The 19,796-nt window shown below is 43.4% G+C and carries 14 protein-coding genes; 10 read left to right on the forward strand and 4 right to left on the reverse strand.

Features of this window, described 5'->3' with window-relative positions:
- Window positions 1–8: 8 nt before the first annotated feature.
- On the forward strand, window positions 9–1,376 hold the full coding sequence (locus tag WDV74_RS03510) for a hypothetical protein (protein WP_338884642.1): 1,368 nt from the start codon (window positions 9–11) through the stop codon (window positions 1,374–1,376).
- An 11-nt stretch (window positions 1,377–1,387) separates the two neighbouring features.
- Window positions 1,388–2,587: an MFS transporter gene (locus tag WDV74_RS03515; RefSeq protein WP_338884643.1), complete on the forward strand. Its 1,200-nt coding sequence runs from the start codon at window positions 1,388–1,390 to the stop codon at window positions 2,585–2,587.
- 244 nt (window positions 2,588–2,831) lie between these two features.
- Here WDV74_RS03515 and WDV74_RS03520 read toward each other — a convergent pair whose 3' ends face one another.
- Window positions 2,832–3,413 carry an XRE family transcriptional regulator gene (locus WDV74_RS03520; RefSeq protein ID WP_338804628.1) on the reverse strand — a complete coding sequence of 194 codons (582 nt, stop codon included), beginning with the start codon at window positions 3,411–3,413 and terminating at the stop codon, window positions 2,832–2,834.
- 96 nt (window positions 3,414–3,509) lie between these two features.
- On the opposite strand from WDV74_RS03520, the gene WDV74_RS03525 reads away from it, so the two are divergent.
- Window positions 3,510–4,694, forward strand: coding sequence for a benzoate/H(+) symporter BenE family transporter (locus WDV74_RS03525; protein ID WP_338884645.1), 1,185 nt, complete (start codon window positions 3,510–3,512; stop codon window positions 4,692–4,694).
- A gap of 5 nt (window positions 4,695–4,699) precedes the next feature.
- On the opposite strand, the gene btuF is transcribed toward WDV74_RS03525, so the two are convergent.
- Together btuF and mtnN are read right to left on the reverse strand one after the other, a co-directional pair.
- Window positions 4,700–5,536: a vitamin B12 ABC transporter substrate-binding protein BtuF gene (gene btuF / locus WDV74_RS03530; RefSeq protein ID WP_338884646.1), complete on the reverse strand. Its 837-nt coding sequence runs from the start codon at window positions 5,534–5,536 to the stop codon at window positions 4,700–4,702.
- A gap of 27 nt (window positions 5,537–5,563) precedes the next feature.
- Window positions 5,564–6,262, reverse strand: coding sequence for a 5'-methylthioadenosine/S-adenosylhomocysteine nucleosidase (mtnN, locus tag WDV74_RS03535; protein ID WP_189758571.1), 699 nt, complete (start codon window positions 6,260–6,262; stop codon window positions 5,564–5,566).
- A 135-nt stretch (window positions 6,263–6,397) separates the two neighbouring features.
- On the opposite strand from mtnN, the gene dgt reads away from it, so the two are divergent.
- A complete protein-coding gene (dgt, locus tag WDV74_RS03540; protein ID WP_338884650.1) occupies window positions 6,398–7,933 on the forward strand; it encodes a dGTPase in 1,536 nt (511 codons plus the stop codon).
- On the opposite strand, the gene WDV74_RS03545 is transcribed toward dgt, so the two are convergent.
- Window positions 7,923–10,274, reverse strand: coding sequence for an ATP-binding protein (locus tag WDV74_RS03545; protein WP_338884651.1), 2,352 nt, complete (start codon window positions 10,272–10,274; stop codon window positions 7,923–7,925). The two genes, dgt and WDV74_RS03545, sit on opposite strands and share 11 nt — an antisense overlap.
- Before the next feature lie 53 nt (window positions 10,275–10,327).
- Between WDV74_RS03545 and rlmD the strand changes: the two genes are divergently transcribed.
- The 6 genes from rlmD to WDV74_RS03575 all read left to right on the forward strand — a co-directional run bounded on the left by rlmD (window position 10,328) and on the right by WDV74_RS03575 (window position 19,772).
- Complete coding sequence (gene rlmD / locus WDV74_RS03550) at window positions 10,328–11,665, forward strand: 23S rRNA (uracil(1939)-C(5))-methyltransferase RlmD (protein WP_338885526.1); 1,338 nt, start codon at window positions 10,328–10,330, stop codon at window positions 11,663–11,665.
- A gap of 9 nt (window positions 11,666–11,674) precedes the next feature.
- The gene (gene relA / locus WDV74_RS03555) at window positions 11,675–13,912 is read left to right on the forward strand and encodes a GTP diphosphokinase (protein WP_338884652.1); all 2,238 of its coding nucleotides are present in this window, start codon (window positions 11,675–11,677) and stop codon (window positions 13,910–13,912) included.
- A gap of 16 nt (window positions 13,913–13,928) precedes the next feature.
- Complete coding sequence (mazG, locus tag WDV74_RS03560) at window positions 13,929–14,720, forward strand: nucleoside triphosphate pyrophosphohydrolase (protein ID WP_338884653.1); 792 nt, start codon at window positions 13,929–13,931, stop codon at window positions 14,718–14,720.
- A 257-nt stretch (window positions 14,721–14,977) separates the two neighbouring features.
- Complete coding sequence (gene pyrG / locus WDV74_RS03565; RefSeq protein WP_273571766.1) at window positions 14,978–16,615, forward strand: CTP synthase (glutamine hydrolyzing); 1,638 nt, start codon at window positions 14,978–14,980, stop codon at window positions 16,613–16,615.
- Window positions 16,616–16,733: 118 nt separating this feature from the next.
- Entirely contained in the window at window positions 16,734–18,035 is a 1,302-nt protein-coding gene (gene eno / locus WDV74_RS03570) for a phosphopyruvate hydratase (RefSeq protein ID WP_273571765.1), read from the forward strand.
- 351 nt (window positions 18,036–18,386) lie between these two features.
- Window positions 18,387–19,772, forward strand: coding sequence for a DASS family sodium-coupled anion symporter (locus WDV74_RS03575; protein WP_338884654.1), 1,386 nt, complete (start codon window positions 18,387–18,389; stop codon window positions 19,770–19,772).
- Window positions 19,773–19,796 lie beyond the last annotated feature (24 nt).

Genomic DNA, 19,796 nt, shown 5'->3' on the forward strand with positions numbered 1-19,796 from the left:
GATTTTTTATGTCTAATTTTTTATCTGATAGAGTTTTTGTAAGTGAAACAGATTTACCCAATGAAATAATAAAAAACTGGAGTGAGGAGAAGATAATAATTGATAGTGATACTTTACAATTAGATGATTTTAGACACTTTCTTAGTTCTCTTAAAAATAAAGTTAAAAAAGAATCAGTTGCTCTTGTGAAAAATATAAAAGGAAATATTGAAGGATTGACAAATGGAATAATGTACTCAAATCTGGATGATAACAAATGGTTACAGGCAGCCTGTATTACAGAAATTTTTAGGCATTCTGGTATATCAAAAAATTCAGGTTCTATTGATACATTTAATTTGCAAAATAAAATTTATTCATGTCTAGATAAAGAAAATTTTAAATTTGTTTTGGGTTGGGGGCAAGCTAAAAGATCTTGTGGAGGGTTGAAAACTGAAGGGTATTCCGCTGATTTATCTGAACTCTATGCCATAATGATGCTTCAGTTAATAGCTAGTAGTGTACATATTATTAGTGGAAAAAAAGTTAATATATTGGTTTTAACTGGAGGAAATAGATTTCATGATGCATTGTTCACGAATGAACAAAAAATAGAAGATTATGATAATCAAAGGACTATGATAGCGGATTTTTTCTCTGACAATTCAGCTTTCATTACATTTATTCCATATAAAAATCAACGAATAGGAAAAAATATATTAATATCCGATTGTGAAAAAATAGATAGTCAGGATATTAATAAACATTTTAAAACAATTTTAGTTAATATTGATTGGGATAATATTTTATCAAATTACCATTTTCTTTATCATAATATAATTATGCCTAGTAGTCTTCAGGAATATCTTAATAATGGAGGAGATAAAAATCTTATAATAACAATGGCAATTGTTAGTATACTTCGAAATGATACCCATAATTATTGGATTGATAAGGTGGGTAGCATGAAATTATTCGATGATACAATAGATTATTTTAGAGAAATAACAACACAGTCCACAATAAAATACTTATCAATACATTTAACTAATGGTGTTGAAAAAATATTAAAAGATGAGTCTTATAGTGATTGTATAAGACTAACAGTTCATGTAAAACATGATAGAAGTGATATACCTGCCATCTATACTTTAGGAAAAACAGGAGGAAACAAACTCTCTCAACATGTTTGTATGTCAGTTATTGATGGTGTTATAAATTTTTCAACGGTATTGGAATTATATAAAAACAAAGGAATAAAAAAATATTTCCCTCCAATTGATGGAAAAGAATTATTTAATTGGCTAAATAGTGAAAATCAACCTCTTTTATATTCTAATGAAAATGTAAATCATGTATTTTCAAATATTTTATCTATACCTTTAATTAAAATGTGAAAGTGGTAAAAATGAATAAAAGATATGTAAATTTAATACTTCTTTTCATATGTCAGGGACTTAATGGTTCAATTATTTCCCTGCTAACATTAACATCAACATTAGTTGGTAATACATTATCTCCCATTGATTATTTATCTACATTACCAATAACTGCAACAGTTTGTGGTGCTGCTTTAATGGTTTATTATGCTTCCATGCTAATGGAAATGTATGGAAGAAAAGTTGCTTTTATTATAGGTAATATAATAGGGTTAATTGGTAGTGGATTAGCGGGTATATCTATTATTTACCAATCATTTATTCTTTTTATACTGGGTGTATTCATATTAGGGTGCTCAACTGTATTTAATCAATATTACAGATTTGCTTCAGCTGAAATATTTGATGACGAATTAAATAAAAAAAGAGCTACGTCGATTATTATTGGTGGTGGTATTTTGGGAGGAGTATTGGGTCCTTTTTTAGCTATGAAAGGTGAATATATATTTCCTGATTACCATTTTTTGGGAACATTCTTATTAACATCTATAGTATGTATTGTTGTAATTGTTATTCAATTATTTGTATATGTACCTGTGGAATTTAAAAAAGAAATAATTGATACACATCATAACACTAATGATAAAAATGAAGACCTCACTGATTTATTAAAATCAAGATTGTTTTTTTTGGCAACAAGTAGCTGTGCTATAGGATTTTCCTTGATGACGTTATTGATGAATTCTACGCCTTTAGCTATGTTACATGCTGAATTTGCCGTAGAAGATAGTGCATTTGTTTTACAGTGGCATTTCTTCGCTATGTATGCTCCAGCATTAATACTTCCATTTCTTGTCAGTAGGCTAAAAACAACAAGTATAATCTTATTTGGATCTTTGTTTTTTATAATTGGAATGTTTATAGCTATTTTTGTAGATGGATTTCATGGTTTTCTATTTTCATTGTTTTTTGTTGGGTTAGGATGGGCATTTATGTTTAATGGTGGAACATTTCTGCTTAATGGATTTGTAAACAGTAAATTTAAACATAAATTACAGGGGATGAACTCATTAATAGTTTACCTATCTAATATGATTTCATCATTATCTGTAGGGATCGCGATGAGTTATTCAGGTGGATGGAATATTTTAAATTATATTGGTATTATATTGATTTTTATATACACAATTGTTTTTTTCATAAAAAGTCAAAAATTATCGAATGAGTAAATATCCAATATTAAAATATAATACATAAATATAGCCCTGTAGCAATAAACAGGGCGTAAACTATTTCAATTATACCGCATGTCGCGCCGGTATCTATTAGAAAATCGTCGATATGGCGATGAATGATCTGGGATGTCAGGTAATAACACGTATTATGGGGATTGTAACGTGCCCAGTATAAAGCACGTTTCTCTATCTGATAGTTAAATCCGTATGTCAGTACAGTAGCTCATTGTGAAAATAATTAAGGGGTTGATAATATTTTATTATGGGGGTAGTGAATAAGGTTATGGATGACAACCAGGTTATCACTTGAGTTAGCATAAGCATGGTGACAATCGGCATGAAAACGCATGGATTCACCTGCTGAAATTTTATGCCAAGTGTCATTAAGACGCAGATCGAGTTCCCCACTAAGTACGATAACATGCTCTATTACCCCAAATTCATGCGGAGAAGATTCACTTGAAGCACCCGGTACTAATTCTATTTTGAATAAATCAATGAAGAGTTCGTCATCAAAAGGGATGAGTGGTGTGACACGCATACCTGAGTTGTTTTGTTCAAAAATCGGTAAGTCATTAAATCGATGTAATACAGGCTGAGATTGGGGTGCTGCGCCTTCTAAAAAAGTCGAGAAAGCAATATTAAAACCTGTTGCGATTTTCCACAGTGTCGAAATCGTTGGGCTTGATTGGCCGCGTTCGATTTGACCAAGCATCGCCTTACTGACTCCCGTCAATTTAGCCGCCTGGCTGAGGCTTAACCCGCGGGAAGCTCTTAATGATTTAAATTTTTCAGCAATTTTCGATGTGATATCACTCATTGGCGCCTGCTCAAAAAATGGATACATAATTGAACGTTATAACGGACGATGTTATTCTCATCATCGTCCGTTATAACGTCCGGTTAGGTAATATCTATGTCTAAGTTATCATTTTTCAGGGATTTTTCACCAGCAACACTTGTCACAGGGTTTGTTGCGGTGTTAGTGGGTTATGCTAGTTCAGTGGCAATAATTCTCCAAGCGGTGACGGCAATCGGCGTTGAGCCATCACAAATAGGTGCTTGGCTCAGTATGCTCGGCGTGGGAATGGGGATCACGACAATTGGGCTGTCCCTCTATTATCGTACTCCCATTTTAACGGCCTGGTCGACACCGGGAATCGCATTACTGGCGACAAATTTGCCGGACACATCTGTTAACGAAGCCATCGGTATTTTTATCTTCGCTTCGGCATTAATGTTGATATGCGGTATTACCGGACTATTTGCCAAATTAATGACCTACATCCCGCATACCATCGCGGCGGCAATGCTTGCCGGCATATTGCTTCGCTTCGGTTTAGAGGCATTTGCAATGTTACAAGTCAACGTTTGGCTTTGTGGCGCTATGTTACTTGTTTACTTAATTGTCCGCCGCTATTTTCCGTTATACGCAATAATTTCGACGCTGGCAGCTGGATTGATTATTTCTATTCTCAGCGGTGAGTTAACGTTAGCGGGTGAAAACATGATGTTTTCCATGCCTGAATTTGTTATGCCACAATTTAACGTAACTACGCTTATTGGCGTGGGTATTCCATTTTTTATCGTTACGATGGCTTCACAAAATGCACCAGGAATCGCCACTTTACAGGCAGCAGGATATCCTCCCCGTGCATCCAGGTTACTTAGCTGGACATCATTGGTGGCAATTATTCTGGCTCCTTTTGGGGGATTTAGTATTTGTATTGCTGCAATTACGGCTGCCATTTGTATGGGAAGCGATGTCCATCCCGATCCTAAGAAACGCTATGTTGCGGCAGTCAGTGCCGGTTTTTTCTATTTGTTGGCTGGCCTTTTGGGCGGGGCAATTTTCTATCTGTTTAGCGCGTTTCCAGCCCCATTAATAAAAATTCTGGCTGGATTGGCATTGCTTGGCACCTTTACAAATAGCCTAAATCAAGCGATTAAGGACGATTACACAAGAGATGCTGCAATTATCTGCTTCCTTGTCACTGCATCAGGCGCTAATTTACTGGGTATCAGTTCAGCATTTTGGGGATTGATTGGCGGGATCATTGCTCACAGCGTGCTAAAAAAACGCACCAAGATAAAAAAATAGGTTATTCAATTGGGGCGATTTAACTGCTGACAAAGTTGTTCTGCCGCCCAAATAATCCTTGGCCCCGCACGGCTAAACCAGTCATCATTCAGGGCGATAATAGTCACGTTCATTTGTGGTCGCCAAAAATCGGCCACCTGCTGTTTTTGCCCTTCCGTTCCACCGATGACAATCACTTCCGGTTTGCGGGTAAGCACTTGCTCACGGTTAACCTGTGGCCACGGAACAGGGCTATCAGAGAAAATATTTTTACCGCCACATATGGAGACAATTTCGCTTTGGATAGTATGATTTGAGGAAGTAAAAATCGGCTGCATACCAAACTGCAAGAACACAGGCTTAGGGTTCAGGTTGGCATACTTTTGTTTTAATTGGTTGAACTTATCACGAAGATCTGTGGCTGATTGCTTAGTTATATCAGGATGTGGGCTATAGGCAGCCAGCCGTTCCAGTTCTGATGCAACATCTTCTACTTTTTTCACATCCGAATAGAAAATGGGGATACCTAAAGCAGCGAGTTGTTCCAGAGGACGTTGGGGATTACCGCCACGCCATGCCAGAATCAGATCAGGTTTCAGGGCGATGATCCGTTCAATATTGATGCCTTGCCAATCAGCAACTTGTTCTAATTTTTTAGCGGCTTCGGGGTAATCTGAGTAAGCACTAACTGCGACAAGCTGGTCGCCCAGCCCCGCAGCATATGCCAGCTCTGTTGTTGATGGGGCAAGGCTAATAACCCGGGAAGCGGCCGCATAAAGTGGAGCACTGAAACCAGACCAAAAGCTATACAAAAGGCATAAGAATGCCAGCCAAATGGATCGATGGGAAATCAGTGATTTCATGATTTATGCTCCACTGTAAATGACGGTTTACTGTTTACTGAGTTCGGTCAGCATGGCATTGACCATCCGTGTCGATTCACGTGCCGCAACAACTAAAAATTCATCAAAACTGATATGGGATTCTTGATCGGCAACGTCAGAAATAGCACGAACGACAACAAAAGGAATGTGATATTGATGGCAGACATGACCAATGGCCGCCGCCTCCATTTCAACCGCAGCAACTTTCGGGAAGGTGGTTCGAATGCGTGCCAATGGCTCTGACCCATTGATAAAGGCATCACCACTGCAAACCAGGCCACGAACGGCATTCAGGTTGAGGGACTGGATACATTTTTCTGCCAAGGCAATTAACTTATCGTCAGCGATAAATGCCGCCGGGCATTGCGCCATTTGTCCCGGTTCATAGCCGAAAGCGGTAAGATCGGCGTCATGATAGCGAACTTCTTCGGAAACCACGATATCACCCACTTTCAGGTTAGGATCAAGGCCACCGGCGGAACCCGTGTTAATCACGATATCTGGTTGGCAATGCTCAATCAACAGGGTGGTTCCAAGTGCGGAGGAGACTTTACCAATACCCGATTTCAACAAGGCGATATCAACGCCATTCAGTTTGCCGGTATAAATTTCGCATCCACCTCGTGACAATGTTTGCAGACCTTCAATCTGGTCACGCAATAAAGTCACTTCTTGTTCCATCGCCCCTATTACGCCTATTTTCATTGTGTCATACTCGCTTGTTATTAATGGATTGGTGCCTAATTAACAGGCAGATTTAACTGGCAAGTGTATCATTGAATGGCTATTTACCGCAGATTCCAATTCTAAATAATTGTTATATTTGGCATGGGGGGATTAATGTCTAAGATTGATTTCAAGCAGAAGTTGAATTACCAACGTAAATTCAGTAAATCTTCCATTCATCCCGATGATGAAGAGCAAGTGATTCGCCAATTTGAAAGTGATCGTGGGCGGATCATCAACTCAGCCGCTATTCGGCGGTTACAACAGAAAACACAGGTATTTCCACTGGAACGTAATGCGGCGGTACGTAGCCGGCTGACACATTCGCTCGAAGTGCAGCAAATAGGGCGCTATATCTCAAAAACGATTATTGCCGAGTTAGCAAAGCAGGGTTTATTGGAAAAGTATGGGCTAAGTGAGCGCTTGCTTGCTTTTGAAAGCCTGGTTGAGATGGCGTGTTTGATGCATGATATTGGCAATCCCCCATTTGGTCATTTTGGCGAGGCTGCCATTAAAGATTGGTTCTCCCGCCGATTAGATCCTGACTATTCTCCCCATTTGCTGCAAACGGCAGATCGGCAGGATGCCTGTCAGGTCGCGGCATTACGCCTGACGGGGGAAGAAAAGAAAGATCTATTCCGTCGGCAATTGCGCAGAGATTTATGCCAGTTTGAAGGTAATGCCCAGGCTATCCGTCTGGCCCATAATCTGTTGCGTTTAAATCTCACTTATGCCCAGATTGGCTGCATATTGAAATATACCTGTCCGGCCTATCGTCTGGAAGAGATACCGACTGAATTCAGTTACCTGATGAAGAAAATAGGTTATTACTGGTCAGAAGAGAGCTTTATCTGTGAATTGCGAAAAGAACTGCAAATGGGGACGTTTTGTCGTTTTCCGCTGACATACATTATGGAAGCCGCAGATGATATCTCATATTGCATTGCAGATTTGGATGATGCGGTGGAAAAGGGCATTTTTAATGTTGAACAATTGGTAGAATGCCTGAAAAAAGAGTGGGAAGAGAACGGCGGACACAGGAAAGGTGATTTGTTCGAATCTACGGTGAAACAAGCCTATCAGAAAACCACCAATAACGAAGCCCGTCGTAATATCCATGAACAATTTTTCATGTACTTACGGGTATTTATTACCGGAAAATTGGTGCCTTATACCGCCAAATTGTTTATTGAACATCTGCCTGAAATCTATGCAGGTACATTTAATCATGCCCTGTTGGAAGGAAATGGGGAAGAACATCGTTTATTGAAGACGTTGAAAAACGTCACCCGTAATCGGGTTTTCAATCATCCTGAAGTGGAAGAACTGGAGTTACAGGGATACCAAATTATTACCGGATTGCTGGATGTATATAGTCCTTTGCTGGCATTATCCCGCCAGGATTTCATGGAACTGAACCAAAATAATTTCCACAAAAAATATTTTATTGAAACGCGCTTGCTGCACAAACTGTCGACCAAACATCGTTTGGCTTATGGTGAAGCCGTGGAGGGAATTGTTGCCACTGATGAGGCTGAAAAAGATGTGATCGAGTTTTATTATCGAGCACGTCTTATTCAGGATTATATCAGTGGCATGACGGATAATTACGCTTACGAAGAATATCGTAAGTTTATGGTCACAAAGTAACGGGTTCGAGTGGCATGGGCGCCTCAAGTATATCAGGAGCGGCTGCCATGACATGATTGATCTCGTCCATGAATTCCAGCAATTCTGGTTCCAGATCAGTCAGGGCAACCCCTTGTTGCAGCTGTTTTTCAACCAATTCGCAAATTGCTTTCAGTTTAGGGACGCCGTTATAGCAGCAACTGCCGTGTAATTGGTGGACATGATGCTGAAAGTGTTTGCGGATCGCTTCACCATCGGCGGTTAAAGCTTGTTTAATCATGCCCTTCATGTCAGGCAATGATTTTACCAGCATTTCTAGCATCTCCCGTGCCAATGATTCTTTGCCGGCGGTTCGCTTCAATGCTACCTCCCAGTCAATGGCTTGTGGTTTTTTCTGCCGGCAGTATTGGTTTAGTAATGTTTTCAGGCAGTTTTCATCCAGTGGCTTGGAAAGACAGCCAATAAACGGTGCATTCTTTGCTTCATGGCAGGCAAAGGCCGTAACAGCCACAATCGGTGTCTCTTTATGTTGGGGTAATTGTTGGATTTGCTCAGATGTCTGGATGCCATCCATATCCGCCATTTGGATATCCATCAAAATCAGATCCAGCGCATGTTGTTTCGCTATTTCCAGCGCCTCGATGCCATTACTGCACAGAAAGGTATTTTCAACCAGTTCATGCAGCAGTGTGCCGATCAATTTCAGGTTAGCGGGATTATCGTCCACTGCCATAACGGTCATGGGTAAACGCGATGATGCCGAACAGATTGGTGGATATTCTGGCAGTGATCCGAATGGATATTCCTCTTTTTCCAGCCAGATATCAAAGTAAAATACCGTCCCTTTAGCGACTTCACTGGTAAAGTCAATGTCTCCTTTCATTTCACTCACCAGTCGCTTAGTGATACTTAATCCCAGTCCGGTTCCCCCGTAATGGCGGGTAATACTGGCATCTGCTTGATTGAAGGCCTGGAATAGAATTGGACGGTATTCGGGTTTAATACCGATACCCGTATCAGTCACGGTAAAATCGATTTGTACAAGATGGTGTTTTTGCTGGCGTAATTTGATATCCAGCGTCACATCGCCTTTATCTGTGAATTTAATGGCATTACCAATCAGATTAGTCAGTATTTGCTGTAAGCGAATAGGATCGCCAATCATCAAATTAGGTAACTTCTCATCAATATGGTGATGCAGGGGAAGATTTTTCGCGTTGGCCGCTGGCGTCAGCAGTTCAATAACTTCATTGACGGTATCCCTTAGCAGAAAAGGTACTTGATCCAATACCAGTTTATTGGACTCCAGCCGTGAGAAGTCCAGAATATCATTGATGATTTTCAGCAGGTTATTGGCCGATCTGTCAATGACATACAGATATTCCATCTGTTGTGGCGTAATGGGGGTTTTTAACATCTGGCGAGTAAAGCCAATGACACCATTAAGCGGCGTGCGTAGTTCGTGGGACATATTGGCCAGAAATTCTGTTTTGATCCTGACCGCCTCTTGGGCGCGTTTTTTGGCGATAGTCAGTTCAACATTCTGAATTTCTAACTGTTCCATCGTAATTTGCAGGTCGGAAGTGGCTTGATCGATATGAAGCTGCATCTCATCTTTGTATTTCGAAAGTGATTCTGCCACGGTGTTGATACCATTCTGGAGCGCGGATAACTCTCCAGGCATAGCGCCTGTCACGCGGCTGTTCAGTTGTCCCTGACGGATACGATCAACGGCTTTAACCATGCAGTTCAAGGGTTGGGTGACTTTGCGTACCAGCACATGGGCAAACAGGGCTGTTCCGCCAAGGCACAAAATCAGCAGAACGATGGAGGTGGCAATCTCCTTGTATTGTTGGAGCTGAGCCGCGCGTAAGTCCAAATCAATCGCGATATAGCCAACCGGCAGCGCATCGCTGGTGGAAGTGTTCCAGGGATTAGGAGAAGAGGTTTCTGAGATAATTGGCATCTTCAGGATGATACTGTTGCCGTATTCCGTTTTCGACAAGGTTTTGGGCATGGCTTCGTTGGCCGCGAGCCTCAAGCGATTGACATCATACTTGTCATTCGAAATATCGAATAACTTGTTATCCTTATCAAAGATCGCAATTGCCCTGACAATCTCAGAGTTTCGGCGATGCAAGCTGTTTATCAATGAGTCAACTTGCTGGCAGTTGTCCAGATTAATGCCAACCTCGCTGGCGATGGATAAGGGTTCAATAATGCTGATCCCACTGCGGACTATCAGGCTCTTCAACTCGTAATAGCGGTATGAGATAAATGATATACTCACAAGCGTTCCGACCAGTAAAACAGGAACCAATATCAGGCTCATCATACGGGTGCGTAGGCTATATTTGGTCATAGGCGTCCATTGTGGGAAAATCAGAACTCAATTTTTCAAAGTCAGTCAGAATCATGGTGCAATTTTACTCCCCAAACCGTCGCTCCGTAAACCGAGGCATTATTTCCGTTACCGCAGATAACCTTGATGCACAAGGGCAAGGCATTGCTCGTCATCAGGGAAAAACGATCTTTATCGCAGGATTATTGCCGGGTGAGCAGGCACAAATCCAACTGACAGAAGAAAAACGCCAATTTGCTAAAGCTAAAGTCGTGAAAAGGCTATCAGACAGCCTGCATCGCGTAGCACCTCGCTGCCCACATTTTAAAGTGTGTGGCGGATGCCAACAGCAGCATGTTGCCGCTGAACTGCAAGTTAAAACGAAGGCCAGCGTACTGGAACACCTGATCCAGCGGGAAACAGGCGTTAACATCAGTGCACATCCCGTCATTCGCAGTCCAGAATATGGCTATCGGCGCCGGGCCAGACTTGGTCTGCAATATCACGCCAAACAACGCACATTATTGATGGGGTTTCGCCAGAGCCAGACCAACGATTTGGTGAATATTCAGCACTGTCCTGTTATGCGCCCTGAATTGGAACAATTATTGCAGCCGTTGCATCAGTGTCTGAATAGCCTGCACGCAGTAAAACGATTAGGGCACGTGGAATTGGTATTGGCTGAGAGTGGGCCATTAGTTGTGTTGCGTCATCTTGATCCACTTAAGCAGGCAGATAAGGAAATACTGCGCATTTTTTCGGTGCAGTACAATGTTGCGATTTATCTGTTGGGTGAAGAAAAATCCCTTGAACCATTGATTGAAGAGCAAACAGCACCGTGGTATCAGGTGAATGGATTGAAATTGGTGTTCAGCCCACAAGATTTTATTCAGGTGAACGATGTCGTTAACCAACAAATGGTTGCACAGGCGTTGGCGTGGCTGGATTTGCAACCAACAGACAGAGTATTGGATCTGTTTTGTGGCATGGGAAATTTTACCCTGCCGATTGCCACGCAAGTACAGGCAACCGTGGGTGTGGAAGGGGTTGCTGAGCTGGTGGCAAGCGGGCAATATAACGCTCAGCTCAATAAACTTAATAACGTCGATTTTTTTCATGAAAATCTGGAATCGGAGATTCACCAACAGCCTTGGGCTGCCCAAGGGTTCAATAAAGTGCTGTTGGATCCCGCCCGCGCTGGTGCAGCGGGCGTTATGGCACATATTGTAAAATTGGCCCCCGAAAAAGTGGTTTACGTTTCCTGTAATCCCACAACACTTGCACGTGACAGCAAGGTCTTGTTGGCGGCGGGTTATCATCTTGTCAGTGTGCGGATGCTGGATATGTTTCCACACACAGGCCATCTAGAATCTATGGCGCTGTTTAGCAGTGAGCCAATGGATATCGAGTAGGGAGAAATTATGGTTGCGGTAAGAAGTGCGCATCTCACACCGGCAGGTGAATTTGCGGTCGATAAGTGGATCGCGAGTTTAAACATTACTAACCCACAATCCAGTGAAAAGTTGGTTGAAACCTGGCGATATTGTCACGAAAAAGTCCAAGGCCACCCCAATGCGGAACTGTTGCTATGGCGCGGTGTGGAAATGGTGGAGATCTTGTCCACATTGAGCATGGATAATGACAGTATGCGTGCTGCGCTACTTTTTCCCATCCTTAATGCCAGGCTACTCGATAGCGAAACCGTGACAGAAACATTTGGCAAGGCCATCACGAATCTGGTGCATGGTGTAATGGAAATGGATGCCATTCGCCAACTGAAAGCCACTCATACCGATGCGACTTGCTCGGTACAGGTCGATAATGTTCGTCGGATGCTGCTGGCGATGGTGGAAGATTTTCGCTGTGTCATTATCAAACTGGCAGAACGCATTGCCCATTTGCGGGAAGTGAAAGATGCCAGTGAAGATGAGCGGGTGCTGGCGGCTAAAGAGTGTTCCAATATCTATGCGCCTCTCGCTAACCGGCTGGGTATCGGGCAGCTAAAATGGGAGCTGGAAGATTTCTGTTTCCGCTACTTGCATCCCGATGAATATAAGAAAATTGCCAGGTTACTGCATGAGCGCCGAATTGATCGTGAACAGTATATCGAGAAATTTGTGGCGACTTTGCGTAAATATATGCTGAAAGAGGGCGTTCGCGCTGAAATATACGGGCGTCCGAAGCATATTTACAGCATTTGGCGCAAAATGCAGAAAAAATCCCTCGCTTTTGATGAATTATTTGATGTGCGTGCTGTGCGGATTGTTGTCGAGCGTTTGCAGGATTGTTATGCAGCGCTGGGGATAGTGCATACTCACTATCGTCATTTGCCAGATGAATTCGACGATTACGTTGCCAACCCGAAACCGAATGGTTACCAATCGATTCATACCGTTGTTTTGGGGCCGAATGGCAAAACGCTTGAGATCCAGATCCGTACCCGCCAGATGCATGATGATGCGGAACTTGGCGTTGCAGCGCATTGGAAATACAAAGAAGGCACTGCGCTTGGTGGTGGTAAGTCCGGCAGTTATGAAAGCCGTATTGCCTGGCTGCGGAAGTTGATCGCATGGCAGGAGGAAATGGCGGATAGCGGCGAAATGCTGGATGAAGTACGTAGTCAGGTGTTTGACGATCGCGTTTATGTCTTTACGCCAAAAGGGGATGTGATTGATTTGCCAATCGGCTCCACGCCGTTGGATTTTGCTTATCATATTCACAGTGATGTCGGCCATCGTTGTATTGGGGCAAAAATTGGCGGACGCATCGTACCATTCAGCTATCAACTTCAAATGGGCGATCAGATTGAAATCATTACCCAGAAACAGCCTAATCCAAGCCGTGACTGGTTGAATCCTAACCTTGGCTATGTGACGACCAGCCGTGGGCGGGCAAAAATCCACAACTGGTTCCGTAAACAAGATCGTGACAAGAACATCATTGCCGGCCGCCAGATGCTGGACAATGAGTTGACACACTTAGGGATCACTATCAAGGAAGCAGAGAAAGAGCTGATTGCTCGTTATAACGTCCACACGTTGGAAGAAGTGTTGGCAGGCATTGGCGTTGGTGATATCCGCATTCACCAGTTAGTGAATTTCCTGCAAAGCAAATTCAATAAAATTACCGCGGAAGAAGAAGATCGCGAAGCGCTTCGCAACCTGGAGAATAAAACCTATACGCCACGTAATACCAGCAAAGATAATGGCCGTATTGTCGTGGAAGGGGTAGGCAACTTGATGCACCACATTGCCCGTTGTTGCCAGCCTATCCCTGGTGATGAAATTATTGGATTTATTACACGTGGGCGAGGGATTTCCATCCACCGAGCAGACTGTGATCAGTTGGCAGAACTCGAAGCCAGCTCACCGGAAAGGATAGTCGATGCAGTGTGGGGGGAGAGTTATTCCAGCGGCTATTCACTGGTGGTGCGCGTTGTTGCCAATGATCGCAGTGGATTATTGCGTGACATCACGACCATCCTCGCTAATGAGAAAATTAATGTGTTGGGCGTCAGCAGCCGCAGTGATGTTAAGCAGCAGCTTGCCACCATTGATATGAACATTGAGATTTATAACTTGCAAGTGCTTGGGCGGGTATTGGCGAAACTCAACCAGTTGTCTGATGTGATTGAAGCCAGACGCTTGCATGGTAATTGATTGAAAATGGATTAAGATGAAACAGAACGCTATTGAACGACTAAAGGGAATCATGGCGCAGTTGCGCCATCCCCAGGATGGCTGTCCTTGGGATAAAGTGCAAACTTCCGCTACGATTGCCCCTTATACCCTGGAAGAAACCTATGAAGTGCTTGATGCGATTGAGCGCAATGATATCAACGCCCTAAAAGAAGAACTGGGGGATTTGCTGTTTCATATTGTATTTTATGCGCAGATGGCTCAAGAGCAGCAACAGTTTGATTTTAATGATATCTGTGAGGCGGTGTGTGACAAACTGGAGCGTCGCCATCCCCATATCTTCAATCAACAAGCGGGTATCAGCGGCGAAGAGGCAATCAGCAGTTGGGAACAACGCAAGGCCGCAGAACGAGCTGAGAAAGATCAGCATTCGGTACTGGATGATATTCCCGCCAGTTTACCGGCCTTGATGAAGGCGTATAAGATCCAGAAACGCTGCGCTTCGGTCGGTTTTGATTGGGATACCATTGGCCCTGTGCTGGACAAAGTCTATGAAGAAATTGATGAAGTCATGGATGAAGCCAAGCAGGCGGTACTTGATAAAGATCGACTGGAAGAAGAATTGGGGGATTTACTGTTTTCGGTGGTTAATTTATCCCGCCATTTGGGGCATAAGCCAGAGATCGCACTACAAAAAGCCTGCCAGAAATTCGAGAATCGTTTCCGTCATGTCGAAAAGTTGATCCTCGACAAAGGCATGTCACTGGAAACGGCTACATTAGATGAAATGGAAGCGATGTGGCAGCGCGTGAAAAGTCAAAAGGCATAGAGAGCAATCACAAAAAAGATGGAAATAGCGAAAAGGATGTCGCGTAAACGGCTGAATAACCTGCGGCGGGTGAAAAAATTTCACACCAATAACTTAATGAATTTAAAGAGAAAGAAGGGTATTTGTTTCGCAATGTTACTGTTTATGTGGCACCTTACCCCATTGAGATGGTTTGTAGCGAAATTAAGGTTAGGGTATACTGCTTTCCCGTCCTGTTATATTCATCATCCTTTTAAACCTAAACTTTCAGGTTCAGCATGAAAACTAATTATATTTTTGTGACCGGCGGGGTCGTATCCTCTCTGGGTAAAGGCATTGCCGCAGCCTCTTTGGCGGCTATACTCGAAGCCCGTGGACTCAATGTCACCATTATGAAACTGGACCCGTATATCAACGTCGATCCAGGCACAATGAGCCCAACCCAACACGGGGAAGTTTTCGTTACCGAAGATGGCGCTGAAACTGATCTTGATTTAGGTCATTACGAACGTTTCATCCGAACCAAAATGACACGCCGCAATAATTTCACAACCGGCCGTGTCTATTCAGAAGTGCTGCGCAAAGAACGCCGCGGCGATTATTTGGGGGCAACCATTCAGGTTATCCCTCACATCACCAATGAAATCAAAGACCGCATTATCCGTGGGGCAGAAGGCCATGATGTTGTGTTGGTGGAAATCGGTGGCACGGTCGGTGATATCGAATCCCTGCCATTCCTTGAAGCCATTCGTCAGATGGCAGTGGAAGTTGGCCGTGAAAACACGCTGTTCATGCATCTGACTCTGGTGCCATATATGGCCGCAGCGGGCGAAGTGAAAACGAAACCCACCCAGCATTCCGTGAAAGAATTACTGTCCATTGGTATTCAGCCGGACGTATTGATCTGCCGTTCAGATCGTATTATTCCTGCCAATGAGCGTGCAAAAATTGCGCTTTTCTGTAACGTACCAGAGAAAGCGGTTATCTCTTTAAAAGATGTTGATTCCATTTATAAAATTCCAGCCCTCTTGAAATCTCAGGGCTTAGATGATTATATTTGTAAACGATTCAGCATCGAATGCCCGGAAGCGGATCTGTCTGAATGGGAACAGGTCATTTATGAAGAAGCCAACCCATCGGGTGAAGTGACTATTGGGATGGTGGGTAAATACGTTGAACTGCCAGATGCGTATAAGTCAGTGATTGAAGCACTGAAACATGGCGGGCTGAAAAATCGTCTGACTGTTAACATCAAGCTAATCGATTCACAGGATGTTGAAACGCGTGGTGTTGACGTATTGAAAGGTCTGGATGCGATTTTAGTACCTGGTGGCTTCGGTGGCCGTGGTATCGAAGGTAAGATCATGACCGCACGTTATGCCCGTGAAAACAAGATCCCCTATTTAGGCATTTGTTTGGGTATGCAAGTGGCTCTGATTGAATTCGCTCGCAATGTTGCGGGAATGGTAGAGGCTAACTCCACTGAATTCGATCCTGAATGTAAGTTACCGGTTGTTGCTCTGATCACCGAATGGCGTGATGAGAACGGCAACGTAGAAGTACGTAGCGAAGAGAGCGATCTCGGTGGGACGATGCGCGTTGGGGGCCAATTGTGCCATCTGACTGAAAACAGTCTGGTACATAAACTTTATGGCCAGAGTGACATCGTTGAGCGTCATCGCCATCGTTATGAAGTGAATAATTTACTGTTGAAACGCATTGAAGATGCCGGCTTGCGCATTGCTGGCCGTTCAATCGACAATAAACTGGTGGAAATCATCGAGAACCCAGCGCATCCGTGGTTCGTGGCGTGTCAGTTCCATCCAGAATTCACTTCAACGCCTCGCGATGGTCATCCGCTGTTTGCTGGCTTTGTCGAAGCTGCTGGCAAATATCAGAAAGGCCAGTTGAAATAAGATATGGGGCAATGGATTGAAATTAAGCTAATTGGCTTTTAAGGTCATTTCTGTTTAAGAAAAATAGTTTTAGTTTCAATTGGTTGCCCGTAATTTAACTTGTACTGAGGAAAACCTAATGTCCAAAATCGTTAAAGTGCTTGGCCGTGAAATCATCGACTCCCGTGGTAACCCAACGGTAGAAGCAGAAGTACACCTGGAAGGGGGCTTTGTTGGTCTGGCTGCTGCGCCATCAGGTGCATCAACCGGTTCGCGCGAAGCGCTGGAACTGCGTGATGGCGATAAGTCTCGTTTCATGGGGAAAGGTGTACTGAAAGCCGTTTCTGCGGTTAACGGCCCAATTGCACAGGCTCTGGTTGGCCAGGATGCGAAAGATCAGGCTAACATCGACAAGATCATGATCGAGCTGGATGGTACTGAAAACAAATCTAACTTCGGTGCTAACGCGATTTTGGCTGTTTCTCTCGCGAACGCCAAAGCAGCCGCCGCAGCGAAAGGTATGCCTCTATACGAGCACATCGCTGAGTTGAACGGGACTCCGGGTAAATTCTCTATGCCTCTGCCAATGATGAACATCATCAACGGTGGTGAACATGCAGATAACAACGTAGATATTCAAGAATTCATGATCCAGCCAGTTGGCGCAAGCACACTGAAAGAAGCTGTACGCATGGGTTCCGAAGTATTCCACAATCTGGCGAAAGTGTTGAAAGCCAAAGGCATGAACACGGCGGTGGGTGATGAAGGTGGCTATGCACCAAACCTGGAATCTAACGCAGCGGCGCTGGCAGCCATCAAAGAAGCAGTTGAGAAAGCGGGTTACGTGCTGGGTAAAGACATTACTTTGGCGATGGACTGTGCAGCTTCCGAATTCTATAACGAAGAGACTGGCAATTATGAACTGAAAGGCGAAGGCAAGACTTTCACCTCTCAGGAATTTACCCACTATCTGGAAGGATTAACCAAAGAATACCCAATTGTTTCCATCGAAGATGGTCTGAACGAATCTGATTGGGACGGCTTTGCTTACCAGACTAAAGTGTTGGGTGACAAAATCCAGTTGGTTGGTGACGATTTGTTCGTAACTAACACCAAGATTCTGAAAGAAGGTATCGAAAAAGGCATCGCAAACTCTATCTTGATCAAGTTCAACCAGATCGGTTCTTTGACTGAAACTCTGGCTGCAATCAAGATGGCAAAAGATGCCGGTTACACCGCGGTCATCTCTCACCGTTCTGGTGAAACTGAGGATGCAACTATTGCTGATCTAGCTGTTGGTACTGCTGCGGGCCAAATCAAAACGGGTTCGATGAGCCGTTCTGACCGTGTTGCTAAATACAACCAGCTGATCCGTATCGAAGAAGCTCTGGGTAATCGTGCTCCTTTCAACGGTCTGAAAGAAGTGAAAGGCCAGGCATAACTGTCGGTTTTTTGCTCCAAAAAATAAATATTATTTATGTTTTGGCGAAAGAGCGTAGGTTCTTTCGCCTTTTTATCGAAAGAAAATTTCATTTTTCATGTTGATGACGTATCTTGTTGCAGGATAATAATGTGATATAACAACAGAAAATTAGTTCTTTTTTTGAACGATAATTCAGTGGCCAGACAAATCCCGCGTAGCAGATCCCAAAATCATACAACTCGTATTTTATTCCTTGTTAATACTCCTTATCATTTCACATGTAATGTAATTCTTTAACATTTGTGGCAATGATTCATCAATTATCTTCTTACATTACAGAGTCATGTTTCATTGTTTTATGGAGTCTTCATGGACGCTTCTGAATCTTTAACCCCAGCGATTGGGCCTACACTCTCAAATAAAAGAGGCTTAATCATTCTCGCGCTGGACATCATTTTGCTTGTGACATTGCTTAAGTTTCTGCCCTATGGGGAAAAAGCAAATGCGGGTCTGGCATTAATGGCATTTGTTGGCGTGTTATGGTTAACGGAAGCCATTCATGTCACCATTACTGCGCTGTGTATTCCTATTCTGGCGGTTGGCATGGGATTGATGAATACCGGTGATGCACTGAAATCTTTTGCCAACCCAATAATCTTTTTGTTCTTCGGGGGCTTTGCATTGGCAACAGCGCTGCATATCCAAGGGTTGGACAGATTGATCGCCAACCGTCTGCTGATGATTGCCCGTGGGCGTTTGTCTGTGGCGGTATTGCTGATATTTGGTATTACTGCCTTGCTTTCTATGTGGATAAGCAACACGGCAACTGCTGCCATGATGTTGCCACTGATCCTCGGTGTTCTGGCGAATCTGGATGTACGCACTGAGCGCAATACCTTTGTTTTTGTGCTGCTTGGTGTTGCATATAGCGCCAGTATTGGTGGCTTGGGGACGTTGGTGGGTAGCCCACCCAATGCTATCGCTGCCGCACAATTAGGTATGGATTTCTTTACATGGATGAAATACGGCGTGCCAATGGTTATTGTTCTCATGCCAGTGATGGTGGGAGTGATGTACCTCATGTTGCGCCCAAATTTGAATCATAAATTTGATCTGGAATTGGAGCACCTGGAGTGGAATGGTAAGCGTGTTATTACCATGGGTATTTTCCTGCTAACTGTGGTGTGCTGGATTTTTAGTTCATTCATTAGTGATGCACTCGGTGGTGTCAAAGATCTGGATACGATTATTGCAGTGAGCGCCGCTACCCTGATTGGTATCACTGGTGTATCAACATGGTCACAGATTCAAAATAACACTGAATGGGGCGTATTGATGCTATTCGGTGGCGGCCTGACATTAAGCGCTGTTTTAAAAAATTCCGGTGCCAGTGAGGTTATGGCGAATGGTATGGCGGCGACTTTTGGTGTTAGCCCTTGGTTTGTGATCATCGTTGCGATTGCTGCGTTTATTATCTTCCTGACAGAATTTACCAGTAATACTGCGAGCGCAGCACTGCTTGTACCTATTTTTGCCACGGTTGCAGAAGCGCTCGGAATGCCGATTGTGGTTTTGACCATGATAATTGGCATTGGGGCATCCTGTGCATTTATGCTACCTGTAGCAACACCTCCTAACGCGATTGTTTATGGCACCGGCTATATCAAACAAGCTGAAATGGTCAGAGTAGGTATAGTGCTGAATTTGGTATGTATTGCCATTATTTCTGCGATTGCCTGGTTTTTCTGGCTGTAATTCCTTCTGGCTCTTAATGCTCAA

The sequence above is a fragment of the Xenorhabdus sp. TH1 genome (assembly GCF_037260955.1).
Taxonomy (GTDB): Bacteria; Pseudomonadota; Gammaproteobacteria; order Enterobacterales; family Enterobacteriaceae; genus Xenorhabdus; species Xenorhabdus griffiniae.